General features: G+C 31.9%; 13 protein-coding genes. 3 read left to right on the top strand and 10 right to left on the bottom strand.

Features of this window, described 5'->3' with window-relative positions:
* Nucleotides 1–19 precede the first annotated feature (19 nt).
* The 5 genes from ACQKNR_RS07350 to ACQKNR_RS07370 form a co-directional block, all read right to left on the bottom strand.
* Entirely contained in the window at nt 20–673 is a 654-nt protein-coding gene (locus tag ACQKNR_RS07350) for a YdeI/OmpD-associated family protein (RefSeq protein WP_427316553.1), read from the bottom strand.
* 293 nt (nt 674–966) lie between these two features.
* Entirely contained in the window at nt 967–1734 is a 768-nt protein-coding gene (locus ACQKNR_RS07355; RefSeq protein ID WP_427316555.1) for an arylamine N-acetyltransferase family protein, read from the bottom strand.
* A gap of 231 nt (nt 1735–1965) precedes the next feature.
* Nucleotides 1966–2469 (bottom strand): MepB family protein, encoded by a 504-nt coding sequence (locus ACQKNR_RS07360; RefSeq protein ID WP_427316557.1) that lies wholly within the window; start codon nt 2467–2469, stop codon nt 1966–1968.
* Between the two features lie 119 nt (nt 2470–2588).
* Nucleotides 2589–2957 (bottom strand): DUF4180 domain-containing protein, encoded by a 369-nt coding sequence (locus tag ACQKNR_RS07365; protein WP_427316559.1) that lies wholly within the window; start codon nt 2955–2957, stop codon nt 2589–2591.
* 167 nt (nt 2958–3124) lie between these two features.
* On the bottom strand, nt 3125–3802 hold the full coding sequence (locus ACQKNR_RS07370) for an HAD family hydrolase (protein ID WP_427316561.1): 678 nt from the start codon (nt 3800–3802) through the stop codon (nt 3125–3127).
* A 651-nt stretch (nt 3803–4453) separates the two neighbouring features.
* On the opposite strand from ACQKNR_RS07370, the gene ACQKNR_RS07375 reads away from it, so the two are divergent.
* Complete coding sequence (locus ACQKNR_RS07375; RefSeq protein WP_427316563.1) at nt 4454–5119, top strand: response regulator transcription factor; 666 nt, start codon at nt 4454–4456, stop codon at nt 5117–5119.
* On the top strand, nt 5112–6584 hold the full coding sequence (locus tag ACQKNR_RS07380) for an ATP-binding protein (RefSeq protein WP_427316565.1): 1473 nt from the start codon (nt 5112–5114) through the stop codon (nt 6582–6584). Before ACQKNR_RS07375 ends, ACQKNR_RS07380 begins: the two co-directional genes overlap by 8 nt.
* A 515-nt stretch (nt 6585–7099) precedes the next feature.
* Here ACQKNR_RS07380 and ACQKNR_RS07385 read toward each other — a convergent pair.
* Nucleotides 7100–8173, bottom strand: a complete 1074-nt coding sequence (locus ACQKNR_RS07385) for a patatin-like phospholipase family protein (protein WP_427316567.1) — start codon at nt 8171–8173, stop codon at nt 7100–7102.
* A 381-nt stretch (nt 8174–8554) separates the two neighbouring features.
* On the opposite strand from ACQKNR_RS07385, the gene bla reads away from it, so the two are divergent.
* Entirely contained in the window at nt 8555–9490 is a 936-nt protein-coding gene (gene bla / locus ACQKNR_RS07390; protein WP_427316569.1) for a class A beta-lactamase, read from the top strand.
* Nucleotides 9491–9733: 243 nt separating this feature from the next.
* Here the strand turns inward: bla and ACQKNR_RS07395 are convergent, their stop codons facing one another.
* The 4 genes from ACQKNR_RS07395 to ACQKNR_RS07410 all read right to left on the bottom strand — a co-directional run bounded on the left by ACQKNR_RS07395 (nt 9734) and on the right by ACQKNR_RS07410 (nt 14758).
* Nucleotides 9734–10894: a Ger(x)C family spore germination protein gene (locus ACQKNR_RS07395; RefSeq protein WP_400531396.1), complete on the bottom strand. Its 1161-nt coding sequence runs from the start codon at nt 10892–10894 to the stop codon at nt 9734–9736.
* Nucleotides 10881–12359 (bottom strand): spore germination protein, encoded by a 1479-nt coding sequence (locus tag ACQKNR_RS07400; protein ID WP_400485245.1) that lies wholly within the window; start codon nt 12357–12359, stop codon nt 10881–10883. The genes ACQKNR_RS07395 and ACQKNR_RS07400 overlap by 14 nt, the downstream gene beginning before the upstream one ends.
* Nucleotides 12360–12415: 56 nt before the next feature.
* The gene (locus tag ACQKNR_RS07405; protein ID WP_427316571.1) at nt 12416–13495 is read right to left on the bottom strand and encodes an endospore germination permease; all 1080 of its coding nucleotides are present in this window, start codon (nt 13493–13495) and stop codon (nt 12416–12418) included.
* Nucleotides 13496–14071: 576 nt separating this feature from the next.
* On the bottom strand, nt 14072–14758 hold the full coding sequence (locus ACQKNR_RS07410; protein ID WP_427316573.1) for an ABC transporter ATP-binding protein: 687 nt from the start codon (nt 14756–14758) through the stop codon (nt 14072–14074).
* Between the last annotated feature and the right edge of the window lie 5 nt (nt 14759–14763).

Raw genomic sequence — 14763 nt, forward strand, 5'->3', positions numbered from 1 at the left:
ATTGTGACTTTCCTAATCGTTATTTTTTCTTCTTACGGAATAATTCAATTGTTTTATAACCTTGTGAAAGGATTTCAATCATTTTCTCAAGACGTTTTTCACGTGTTTTTTCTTGTTTTACAGAAAAAAGATTACGCGCCCAATCTTTTTGGTATCCAGGAGTTAAATTTTGATAAAACTTAAGTTCAGTTGGATGATTAGCCAATAATGCTTCAACATCTTGAATACGATCTGCATAATCAGCCACACATTGACTCGCAGCAGGTGTTTTCTTCGCTTTTTTCTTTTCACGTTTTAAACCAACAACAGTAAAGACATCATCCATACTTACCATTCGTGCGAATTTAATATCGCTCTTTCCTACATACCCATCTTCCCCAACATGTAATGCTGGAAACATCTCATCACGATGAATAAAAGTACTGTAACGAGAATTACCTTTTTTCGGATATGCAAAAAACACATAACCTTTTTCAATTAGTAATTCTTCATTACTAATAATAAAATTCGTTTGTTTCACCATTTCATCAAGCGTTTCAACAAAAATAAAAATAGCATCGTGTTCTTTTGAAAATGCAGTTTCTTTACCTGCAAAAATGTCATAATCACTTGGTTCGTTAATAACGACCATATTTGTATACTTATTAAGTTTCAATTTATCGATAACTGACATAATAATCTTCCTTTACATTCAATTGTACATACTTTTTATACTGTTCTAGTGTATTATATCTATTAAGAAAATCAAACATTAAATGGTATGATTCTGTTTCGAAAGAACAAAGTTCAGTGGTTTTATACCCGTATGTACCTCTTAATTAAGGGGAAATAACGCATTTTTAATATATGAAGAAGCGGCAGAAACGTTTAAAACATTATCTATACCAAATTTCTAACAACATATTAGTTTCAAATCAATAATTATAGAAATAGCCGATTCCGAATAAGACCCGGCTATTTGTTTATTCACAACTCAATAGCAAATAAAGTATATAAAAGCTCTCTATATTGATCTTCTGTAATTTCACGCTTAGTTTTTGCTCCATAAATAATTTCAGTTAAACTAGTATTCGTTAAAGAGACATGACCAGCGTTCGTCAACTTTACTGCAATTGGTCCTTTATTGAAAATAGACTTCTCATCTTCTACCACTCTTCTTTGAACATCGTTTACTACTGACTCATCAATAATATGATTATAAAAAGCATGACAAACTTTCCAGTCTCCATCAACATCTATTCTTTCTAGAACATAATTTCCTTTACTTGTATCTTTTCGTCTCACTCGATACGAACCATTTTTTGAAGAAACAGACTCACCAGTAAAAGGTACAGGAACAAGAGGTACTAATGAAGCAATACCTACATCAATTAAGTGCAGTACGTTATCATAATTTAAAATAATTGTTATATGCCCGTCCTCAAGTGCCCAGGCGTTTATATCATTTTTATAAACAGTACCTAATGCTAGCTGTACATCATAACCACAATCTTTTAAAAAATAGTAAAAAAGAGTATTTAATTCATAACAAAGTCCGCCACGGGAGTTTCTTGAAATTTTTTCCTGTAGGTTTTCCATAGAGATTTTATTCGTATTACCTGCTATAACATCTAAATTCTCAAACGGTATTGTGTGGGCAAATGCAAAAAGTATTGTACTTAATTCTTCAAATTTTATTTCAGTACGTTTTTCAAGGTTCAATCTTGTAAAGAGTTGGTCTTGTAAACTTGTCATATTCAGCACCCCTTAATAGTTATTAGTCAAAATAGTATATGCTGATTGTATATTTGATGGGGTACTGTAACAATGTACATTTCATTTAACTGTACCGGTACAAAAATTCTAATTCACAAGATAACTTAATATGGAGAGTACAGAAGAGGCATCATTACAAATGCCTCTTCTGTACTCTGGGACGACAACGATTACTTCTTTCGAAACCGCATACAAAACTAAAACAAGAAGCTACGAATATAAATTTAATAGCTTGTCTATGGATAAATTATTAGTATCACTTAAATCAACAAAATATTGAAGTTGCCACATTTGGCTCTTTCTAGCTTGATTACTAACAGGGGTATCCCAAACAGGATAAATTCTCATAGCCATCTTTCCTTTTTGACTTTGAGTTTTCAATATTTTTTCTTTAAGAAGAATCCCTTTTGGGAAAATAAATTGCCCTAGTTTATTATTGTCAATACAAGTGATAACTAATAAGTCAGGAGCAGAGTCATAAGAAAATGCTTGATTTTGCATGTTTTCATTTTTCTCCCAAAAAGAAACAAATTGACCAATTTTATTAGGAGTAATTTTTGATACTCTAAAACGTATCGTTTTGTTATTTAAGTGAAATAACCACCCTGCATACTTAGAATTTTGTTTTTCTTCTTTTAAATTAGTGATCATTAAGTTATTAGGTTTATATACTATGTTATTTAAATTTTGGATTATATCATTAAAATTGTTCAAGTAAACGCCCCCTTTATCCATCTCTTAGTTTATCGCGAACGTTAGTTCTCGTATATTGTATAGATAACTTATAGTAATAAACGACGTGAAAAAGAGGGATATTTAAGTGGATATGATTATTACTTCAATGTACTTAATTTTTCAATTGCTTGTTTTTCAGTTGCTAAGTAAAAAATATCAGTTCCTTTATTACACTCATATATGAAGTCCTTTAAGCTTTCGCTAGCGTACATAGAAAAATCCCCAATGATAGCAATCTTCACCTTGTAATTTATAAACTTTTGAAGAATTTCACCCGCAAGACGTGTTTTTAAGTCAAAGAAGCTTTCATTTATTAATGATTTGTGGATAATAATACGTTTCGCATCTGCCTCATATTGAACTGTGGCCATAAGATCCAATGCAGATTGAACGTCGGATATCACTAGCGTATCATTTCTTATGACCGCAATATTTATTTCGCTGATTACTACTTTCTTTATTTCCACAGTCTCACTCCTCTATAATTTATAAGGCATATATTAAACATGCTTTGCAGCTCTTCATTAACACACATAAATGATTTGCCCTGGCTCAATACTCTCCCTATGCCGTTGTAAATGAATAATATTGTTAAACTTCCCATACGGTCAATGAAATTAAGGGTAATCTATCACTATTTTTGAAAATGTATCTCTCCACAATAACTTAATAAACTATCAAAAGAAGTAATCTCGGCATATGGTTTTTTGTCGGTATTATTCTTAATCATATTAGGATTGAACCATATACCCTTTATATTTGCATTATGACAGCCACCAATATCTTTTTCTAGGTCATCACCTACAAACAATGTATCTTCCGGTTGTACATTTAGCTTATTTAATGCTAATTCAAATATGCGTTTATCAGGTTTACTACATCCCACTTCTTCAGAAATAATTATCGTATCAAAACAACTATTTAAATTAGTATTTATAATTTTCGCTTTTTGCCTCTCCGTTGAGCCGTTTGTAATAATTGCAACTTTAACATGCATCTTTAAAGTATTTAAGATATTTATAGTATTTTGGTTTATAGAAAAACAATAAGGGAAATTATTATTCCAAAAATCTTGAATGTAATTGCGTGGTAATCTATATTTCGGTGGGAATTCATCAAAAAATGATTCCAAGACTTTTACTTTGTCATTGTGGCCATAGCTTTTTTTATCATATTTCTTGAATTTCTGTAACATTTCGTTTTTTACTAAATGTTGTTTAACATCTCCATAAAACTTCTCTAAAATAATTGAAAACAATTTATCTACTGCCATATCCCTATCAAGTAACGTATCATCTAAATCAAATAACATTGCTTTATAACCCCTCAAATATTTTCACAACCTTTCTCGCATGATATAAATAATCCCTAGTTCGTACCTTCAAACTTTTGGTTTACCAAGAGAGTTGTTATTTAAATGGGAATAACGATCCAACAGAGAAAAGGATTTATTTTCACCTTCCCGGAGGATAATTTCTAGCCTTGGAATCCAATTGTTTTTCTCCATATCAATTAGATGCTCAACCACTTTGAATGTATTCCAAGTTCCTTCCTCTTCATTACAATATAGCCATTCGCCGGATAAATGAGATAAAAAACTCCCCAGTTTGTGGCGCACGCTCCAGAATTTCAGTTGCTTCTTTTATATTGAAATTCATTTCCTTTTCACCTTCTAGTAAAGAAGCGAAAATATATTTTCATACAGTTTAAGAAATCACATCCAATTTACATTATTATACATTAGTTTTTCGTAAATATTAATCGTTCATTTTTTTATACGATGAGTATTTTTAAGCACACAATTATTCACCCCAAAAAAGTAATATGGCTATTTATATTTATTAGCTGCTAACACACAATCTTGAACGTGGAGTTAACACGATAAACTTCCTATGAAGTCTCCTAATGAATCTCCACATAAACTACAGATAGTAAGGCTATAATGACTACCAGAGGTGATATTATGAGGAACTATCATATTCTCGTGGTAGAGGACGATCAAGAAATTCAGGAATTAATTAAACAATTTTTAATGACACAACAGTATACAGTTGTAGTTGCATCAGATGGATTAGAGGGTATGACACAATTTAATAAGCAATCCTTTGATTTAATTCTTCTAGATGTAATGATGCCCAATCTTAATGGATTTGAAGTTTCCAAGATGATTCGAAGTCAGTCGAACGTACCAATTATTATGCTAACTGCATTAGAGGAAGAAGAAGATCAAATGAAAGGATTTGATCTTGGAATCGATGATTATATAACAAAACCCTTTTCGTTTCATGTTTTGATTAGACGAGTCGAAGCTGTACTAAGAAGAAGTTATGATAACAATGTAAATAATCATTTGGTGTTTAAAGAAGTGTGTGTCGATGTTGATGCATATAAAGTATATGTAAATGACATTGAAATTTTATTAACGACAAAAGAGTTTGAAATTCTACAACTACTATTTCAAAATGAGAGAAAAGTACTCACAAGAGAAAATATCGTAGAAAAAGTTTGGGGATACGATTATTTGGGAGAAACACGAATAATTGATACACATATTAAAAACCTGCGTAAAAAATTAGCTATCCCTTACATTAAAACAATAAAGGGTATTGGTTATAAAATTGATGAATAGAATTGTAAAAATCATGAAGATGAAGCAAATTACTTATAAACTCTTTATGACTACATCTCTCATTTTGTTATCCTTTGCAGTATTGATTTATTTGACTTTATATTTCTTTCTCCCTACGTTTTATGAACAATACAAAACAGATCAACTTCAAACAGGGATAAAAGAAATAATTGATAAGTCTAAAGATCTTACGTTTCAAGATGCGATACCACTTTTTGATGAATACGCAAAAAAAAATAATGCGATGCTTTTGCTTCAAAATAAAGAGGGGAAAATTATTTACTCTCCTTCAATTTCTTTTATTGAAAGTGGTATGCAAACAACAGTGGTTACTAAAGCCACACGATTCGAGAATGCAGATACACTTAGCAATTCATATAACGTTACGAAACCAATTCAATTCCAAGATGGTAGTTTAACGCTTGTAGTCTTTGCTACATTTCAACCGATTGATGAAGCTTCACAGGTTTTAGTACGCTTTCTCCCCTATATTAGTATCATTGTACTCGTAATTGGTGTAGGGAGTGCTTATTTCTATTCTAGGTTTATTACAAAGCCACTTATTTATATTAATGAAGGTGCACAAAAGATGGCAAATTTAGATTTCTCCGAAAAAATTGAGGTTCGCTCTACAGATGAGTTGGGAGAATTATCCAATAGTTTGAATGACATGTCTATTAACTTACAACAAGCTATGTTTGATTTAAAAAAAGCAAATCAACAATTAAAAAATGATATTGAAAAAGAAAGAGAAATAGAAACAAAACGCAGAGAGTTTTTTGCGATTGTAGCACATGAATTAAAGTCCCCTCTTACTGTAATGAAAGGATACTTAGAAGGGATGATATACAATATAGGCCCTTATCAAAATCGTGATCAATATTTAAAGAAAAATCATCAAATTATTGAAAGTATGGAACAATTAGTTCGTGAAATTTTAAGCATGTCGAAATTAGAACAACACACCTTTAAACTAAAAGTAGAAGAAATTAATCTTTCAAAGTTGATAGGTACAATCACAAAAGATCTCGAATTTTTCGCTTCTCAAAAAAGCATCCAAATAATAAAAGAAATTGATTCTGACCTTTCTGTTTATACAGATCGTGTTCTTTTTGAAAAAGCATGTAAAAATATTATCCATAATGCGGTTATGTATTCACCACATAATGAAAAAGTCTATATAAAGTTAAGTGAGGATTCTAAACAAGGTCAAATCAAAATGCAAATTTTAAATACAGGTGTCAATATTAAAGATGAAGATATACAACAAATTTTCAAACCATTTTATCGAATTGAAAAATCAAGAAATCGAAATACTGGAGGAAGTGGTTTAGGTTTATATATTGTTAAACAAATTCTTGAAACACTAGATATAAAGTATTCTATAAAAAATATGGAACATAGTGTACAATTTTGCATGAACATTCCATTATCTAAACAAGAAACAAACAAACTCCCCTCTTAGTAGGACGAGTTTGTTTGTTTTTGTGGTAAGTATAAACTTATTAGGAATCAATAGGGTGGATTTTTGTTTTATGACGTATGCTATGTTCTAAATGGCGACCGCAATAAGTAGCGATAACAATTAAGGCTCTCCCAATCCACTGTATCCAACTTAAATATTTTCCCCTACTATAACAGCAAAAAGATGACATATTTGTAGACTTACAAGAGGAGAATGAATATTACTACCTTGCTACGAACATGTAATAGCTGCTGATGTTACTATTAGTATATGGCAACAAGGCAGCGAATGAAACATATATTGTATTGAAAACTAGTGAACAACTAGCTTTCCTTTTTTATTATGGTATTTATACCATAGTATTACTAGGGTTGAGAAAGGACGATAGAAAACGCACCAGCAGTTGGCCTAATATCGGATTATTGCTTTACATTTTCTATCACTCGAGTATTGCCTACTAAAAAATAACAAATTTACAGGGTGATTGAAAAAAGCCACGTGCATTGCACTTGTCTTTAGGGTCGATTAAACAATTCAACTTCAGATGTATTGAACTGAGCAAGATAGTCCTTTGTACAAGTATAGCCTGAATCAATGAGTGTTTTCTTTTCTTTTTCTGTGATATCAAAATTAATCGAAGACGTAAAGAACGTATTGATAAATACAGTACGGGCGGCATCTTCTCTTGTTGTTTTTCCACTCTCATGACCTTTGATCATGGTTTGAGACAAATTCCATGCAAAATCAATAAGAGAATGGCCAATATGATGTTCTTTTGGACTTGCTATATGTTTCAACATGGCAATCTCAGCCTGAGATTCTAAACGGAAACCTAGTGTTTCTTTGTTGTAGACAATTTCATCTGCAGGATCAAGGAAAGATATATTGTATTTCGTATGTAAGCTTCTTAGTGCAAAATGATGATCCGTATTACTTATCAGTTTATTAACCTCATCAATCGTGTCTGTAGTCGTGAAGTGTTCTTCTTTACTCACAAAACTTTTCCGATCAAATAAACGGATTGGGTAGTTATCCAGTACACCTCCGTCTACATAATAATCTTTATCCCATTCCACAGATTTAAAAAAGAATGGAATGGACATCGAAATACGCACGGCGACTACTAACGGGACATCAGGTGTAGTCTCACGAGAGAACGTGCGAAGCTGATGTGTAGAAACGTTTGTTCCTTGGAAAAACACGTCTTTTCCTGTTTTGTCATACAACTGCTGAAAGGTTGTGTCCTTACTCCCTGTCCACTTTTCAACTATCTTCCCTACCCACTCAGTAAAGAAATCACCTTTATAGATGCCAAAACCATCAAAAAACAGACGAATGTTATCTCGTATAAGCAAAAAGTCATCATCTTTAAACGCTTTGAAATTCATGTCTTTGTGGATTTTTACGATATCTGCGAATGGAATGGAAAGACCTAAAAGTAATGCAGTAATAGCTCCTGCTGAAGTCCCCCCAAATCGTTGTATTTCTGGTAAAATCCCTTCTTCACTTAGTGCGCGGATTGCACCAATATAAGCGCTCCCCTTTACCCCGCCTCCTTCAAATACTAAATTACGAAATGGATATGTCATCATATACCTCCAGTAGAGAAATTATTAATCTGTTTTAGTATTAGGATTAACTTGAAAAATATTCCAAATAGTGTTGGGAAGGTTTAATGCCACGCGATAAGTATAGTGGATTTGTCTTTATTCAATGGATGAATTGTTTGAAAGGTGAATTTTGCGATTCTTAAAAACAAAGTTAATGAATATATTAAAAACCTTACTCATAAATGGAACAAATGCGTTACTTAGATTGTCTATTACGTATAAAAAAGGTGTTCTTGGTAGTTCTCTCCTTTTGTAATGCAAGAAATACAAGATGAGTCCTATCCTGTACATTTGTTAATTGTATCGGTATGTAAAATACCTATACAAAATCCATAATTTCTTGAAAGAGGTTGAAAATGTATGATAGTTTCAAAGAAGTTTTTTCACATTGCACATTATAAAAAGATGCTACCTGTAGTATTACTTTCATGTGTAACGCTTATAGGCTGTTCCAATAGTAGTATTCAATCCGAACCACCGAAACAAACCAAACAAGAAAATACAAGTAATCATTCTTTTGTTAAACTTGAAAAAGAATATGATGCTAAACTTGGTATTTATGCATTGGACACAAGTACGAATCAAACTGTTACTTATCGTTCAAATGAACGTTTTGCATACGCATCTACCCACAAAGCCCTTGCTGTTGGAGCACTGTTACAAAAGAAATCAATAGAAGATTTAGATCAAAGAATTAAGTATACTAGCAAAGATCTTGTGAATTACAATCCAATTACTGAAAAATATGTAGATACAGGTATGACTCTGAAAGAACTTGCGGATGCTTCCATTCGATATAGCGATAATACTGCACAAAATCTTATTCTTAAGCAGTTAGGTGGGCCAAGTGAATTCAAAAAATCACTGAGAGCAATAGGAGATACTGTCACAAATCCTGAACGTTTTGAACCAGAATTAAACGAAGTACAGCCAGGAGACACTCGTGATACTAGTACCCCAAAGGCATTAGCTACTAGTCTTCAAGCTTACGCGCTAGGCGATATACTTTCAATTGAGAAACGGAACTTTTTAATAGATTTGATGAAAAGAAATACTACGGGGGACAACTTAATTCGTGCTGGAGTTCCAGGAGAATGGGAAGTAGCCGATAAGACTGGCTCTGGGTCTTATGGAACAAGGAATGATATCGCAATCATTTGGCCACCAAATAAAAAGCCAATTATTCTTGCGATACTTTCTAATCATGCTAAAGAGGATGCGAAATACGATGATAAGCTTATTGCAGATGCAACTAAAATAACGTTAGATGCTTTAAAAGTAACGAATAAAGATTAAAGAATAATAAATCATAGAACTGCTCCTATTTTACAGCACATATAGTTTTAAAGATTTGTACTTATCTAAACGCTAAGAATTATAAGCGTGTTATCAGGCAACTAAGGAGGCAAAAGCCTCCTCTGATCTGACCGAACTCTCATCTCCAGTTCTAAAGAAGGTGTCGCCGCATCGTAGTGGCTTTTCACGTTCGAATCTCCTATTTAGGGTTAATATTATACGTTCCTTTCATTTTCAACTATTCTAATGCTCGATGATATTACGCATATTTTTAGATTTTCCATTTGTAGCTATATTAATCGAGACATTAAAATCTATTTCTTTATTTTGAAGGGATATTCTCCCCTCTTTTTTATATTTTTTCCACAAATTAAAATTCTGACGATATAATGTTTGTGATAACTGATACGTGTCAATCCCTTTTTCGATTCCTTTTCGGTACGTTTTTTTAATTTCTTTTTCAACTTGGTCCTCTGCAATTTTTTTTAAATTATTTACAGGCATAGAATTTATTAATTGATAAATATCAGCATCAAAATGGATGTTCATAAGTATGTGCAACTTCCCTTTTTTCGCAAAAAAATTTGTATCTATCTTTGGATTTTTTAATATTATTTGTCCAATTATTTTTTTATTAAATTTTAATAGTAATGGAGCTCGTTTCGTATTTTCATCCGTCCATCGAACCCCAGCAATATCGTGGCTATTTAAATGATTTATATAGGATTTATCACTTATAAAACCATAACCATTAAATTTTAACATCGGAAATGATGTATGCCCTTTTTTCCAATTTGTTTTAGTCGTAGCTAAGAAAGGAATTCGAGTTGTCATCCCGGGTTCATAATAATTTCTTTGGAATTTATATAAAGGTAAAGGATCTATAATTGAATATTGCTTGGTTATTTCTTGTGGCAAATTAATAATTGTATATAATTGAGAAATATTTAAAATATTATTGCTCGCTAATATATTTTCTAAAGGCTCCTTAGTTCCAAATATCCACATAGTATCTCGAAACTGAAAAAAACGAGAGAAAAAATCATTAAATTGATTAAAATCACCATGTTTTAGAAATCTCTCTGTTACAACAATCGTTTTGATATGTTCCCATGAGATCTCTTGTTGAGCACTCTTATAAAAATCAAATGTTGCCTCATCTAAAATAAGTCCTTTTCCCTTTCCAATATAAGCCGGGCTATAATTACGGGTAGTGCTCCCTTCTTGTTTAGCTATGTTAGAAAAATTAATAAATTGTGGACGGATGATATAATTATTATCTTTAAAATCGATGCCTAGACTATTTATATACAAGACGTGATGCAACTCTCTTTGATCCCAACACCCTGTTAGAAACGTACACAACATAAAAAGAAATAAAACAATTCTTTTATTTTTTTTCATCAGTACTCTCTCTTTTCCTTGTATTATCTTGAGTATGCAATTCTTTAGGTCTTCTATTCATATACGTGAAAGGAATTCTAAATGTGGCTGCTAGCATACTTTTAAACACAGGGGGAGAATATGGTGTAAAGAAAGGAACTCCAAAAGAACGTAAATTTACTACATGTATCACAATCACAAAGATACAGAATATAAATCCTACTATGCCTAATAAAGAAGATATCAAGAATACTACATATCGCAATATGCTTATTATCCCTGTTACTGACTGATTAGTTAAAGCAAATGTCGAAACAACCGAGATTGCTATTATAATGACCATAGATGCTGAAACAATTCCTGCACTAATAGCAGCTTGTCCAATAATTAATCCCCCTACAACAGATAATGTTTGACCAAATACAGCAGGAACACGCAATCCTGCTTGCCTCAAAACTTCAAATAAGGTCATCATAATTAGCCCTTCTAAAGGAGCAGGAAAAGGAATCCCTTCTCTTGATAAACTTAATGTAGCTAACAATGTATAGGGAATCTGATCTGGATGATATGTAATTAGTGCTATCCAAATTCCTGGAAGAAATATAGAAATTGCTATCCCCAAAAGACTTACAAGTCGTACAAAGCTACCGAATATATAGAAAAAGTCTTGATCTTCAGATGTATTCACAAAAAAAGGAAATGTAACTGGTGCAATAGTAGCTGTTGGTGACCCTTCAACTAGTAAAATAAAACGCCCATACAACAAACAATTCACAGCATAATCAGGCCGCCCTGTATATTCAACTAAAGGAAATACACTAAATTGATTGTTTGTGATTAATTCTTCAATTTGTGCACTTGAAACAATCCCGTCTATTTTAATTTGTCTTAATTTTAATCGAACTTGATTAATGATATCTTGGGATGCGATATCTTTTAAATACAAGAGTGCTACTTTAGTTTGTGTTCTTTCTCCAATAATAAATTCTTCATAACTAAGAGAACTCGTTTTTAGTCTTTTTCTAATTAATCCTATATTTGTGTTTAACTCTTCAACAAATCCATCACGTCCACCACGAATGGTCATCTCTGTATTTGTTTGTTCAACGGATCTTGTAGGTATTTGGGCAATATCAACTATATATCCTTGTTTAGATTCTTCAAAAATAATGAGGAGGTTACCTTCAAATATAATCTGAGAGATAGTTTCATTCGAATTTACTATATCTAATTTCTTTACTGATAACTGGGGAATTAATGTTGAAAGGTTAAATTCTTCTATCGAATTACTTAAAAGCTCTTTGCAAACTTGAGATGATGTGGCTTGTTTTAATTTTGTATTGTCAATTAAGTTTTGACAATACATAAACAATACTGACCTCGTTTTTTCTTTCTCATCCAATTCACGCTTTATTACTTTTACATCGTTGCATCCTTCAAACCACTCTAGTATTATCTTCTCGTTTAATTCTACTCGTTTGTTCATCTACGTTGTCTCCTTCAAACTCAGCAACCTTATATAAAATACATTCTCATACTCTTTCAAGAGCTTTTCTTATATGTAACAACCCATACAAACACTATTAGTAAGATAGAAAACAAAAATAGCCCTAATGCTGAAACTGGTAAAACAATTTGAGATACAAACCAATAGAAACTAGAGTCACTGATGGGTAGTATACTTATTAATAAAATACATGAAAGTATTGCAAGCATAACCCCATTTTTCATTTTCCGCTTTGTAATTGATAACAAATCTGGAATAAGAAAAACAACAAGTGACAGACGAATAAAGATCCCTACAAGCCACTGATACACGGAGAGAAAGTCTAAATTTTCAATATACCTTCCTATTGACACAAGTCTCCATTCTTCAAATGCTGGATATCGTTGGTTTGCTGCTACGAAAGGACCAAATTCTATAATAGCTGCCATAACTGGGCCTATTGTAATACCAATAATAACAATACCCAAAGCTATCAGTTGATATAATTTGACTTTTGAACAAATGTGATGTTGTAAAAAAAGAATAAAAATTAACTCTAGAAATCCTGCTGCAGGATAAACCATCCCCTTAAATACTGGGTTCATTCCATTTTCCATCATTGGCTGAAGTAAAGAATAATCTTTATGTGGAATATTTGCAAACATTACAAAAAAACCAAGTAGAAATACAATAGGTAACAAAACACCTGTTGTAAGTGCAATAGATTGAATTCCTCTTTCAGCATTGTAGAAACAAATCATTGAAAAAAGTATTCCTAATACAAACCGAGGTGTTTCTGGTAAATAAAAAGAGAAAAAGGTTAATGTTTCTTTTAGTGCAACGACACCAATTGTTATCAAATAAAGTACAACTATGAATATTATTGGATATATAATGAATTTCCCAAAATTAATTTTTAACCACAAAAACAAATGTTCATTTTTTATGTTTTTATAAATGATGAATATTAATGAAATCCAAATCAAGTATATAACGCTTACTAATAAGATTGAAATCCACGAATCTCTACCCGAGCTATCTAATAACATAGGAATCATAATGACATGATTAATTATCCCAATACTACCAATGAGTATCATAGAAACTTGAAATAAAGTAATTGTTTGCTTAGTCATACTTACCACCATATTTTGTAATGAAGAAATATTACATAGTATAACTGATACATTACTTCTTTATTCCAAATGGTTAGTGCTTAGAACCATGGAAAATCAAACGCCCTTACTTATAATATCTATCACATAAGATGTAAGTTAGTCCGTCCCCGGGTATATTTATCTACAATTGTTCAATCACCAATTAAAAGCATCCCTTGATAAAGATTTACTATGTTTTATATGAGCATAGACTTTAGAATACATAGCTTTTGAGTAATCGAATTTTAGCTTTTTGAAATATAGTATGCTGTACTGAAAAACAGTATTGGTCATCTGAAAACGATAATCTAAAATCCTTAACAGGAATAGTTGTTCAAAACATAATTCGACTTGAAATTGAAAGAGCAACAAAAAGAACTTGTAGAAAATCCTACAAGTTCTTTTTTTAAAATTGTTAAAAAGGGAACAACAAACTATCTTAACATTCAAAACAGGGAGACCATTTTGATTATGGCTTGGTTTTATTATATATCAAATATAAACATTTGAAGAAATTGATTTTCGAAAATTATGTGAATTCAAGAGCTATGGTGTTTAGGTATTATTAATTTCGTTTACTACCAACTTCTTCTTACTTAAATACACTGCACGATCCGATTTTTTTGCAACTTCCTGTGAATGCGTCACAACAATAATACATTTATTCTCTTTATGTGCAAGTTCTTGAAACAGTTCTATTATATCCATTGCCGTTTCTTCGTCGAGGTTTCCTGTTGGCTCATCCGCAATCAATAAATCAACATTACAAGATAGCGCTCGAGCAATTGCTACACGTTGCTGTTGTCCGCCACTTAGTTGCAGGACGTTTCTTTTCGCTTCTACTTCTGTGAGTCCTACCTTCTCTAATAATTCTAATGCCTTTGCCGTCTTATTTTGCACTTTAACACCTGTAATTTCCATTGCTGTTAGGACATTTTGAAGAGCAGTCATATAGGTAATTAAATTATACGATTGGAAAATTACAGATACATTTTGATTACGGTATCGATCCAAACCAATTTTTCGAATATCCTTGCCATTGTACAGTACATAACCATTTTTAGGGACATCCAGCCCACAACCTAAACTAAGAGTTGTGGTTTTTCCAGATCCAGATGGTCCTAAAATCGTGTAGAAATGCCCTTTTTGAAAAGAAAAGTTAACGTTATCTAGTATCGCTACATTTTTCCCATTACTTTCATAATAATAATCCAGATTTTTAAATTGTAAAATCGTCTCCATATCGA

The organism is Bacillus sp. NPDC094077 (assembly GCF_050279465.1).
Taxonomy (GTDB): Bacteria; Bacillota; Bacilli; order Bacillales; family Bacillaceae_G; genus Bacillus_A.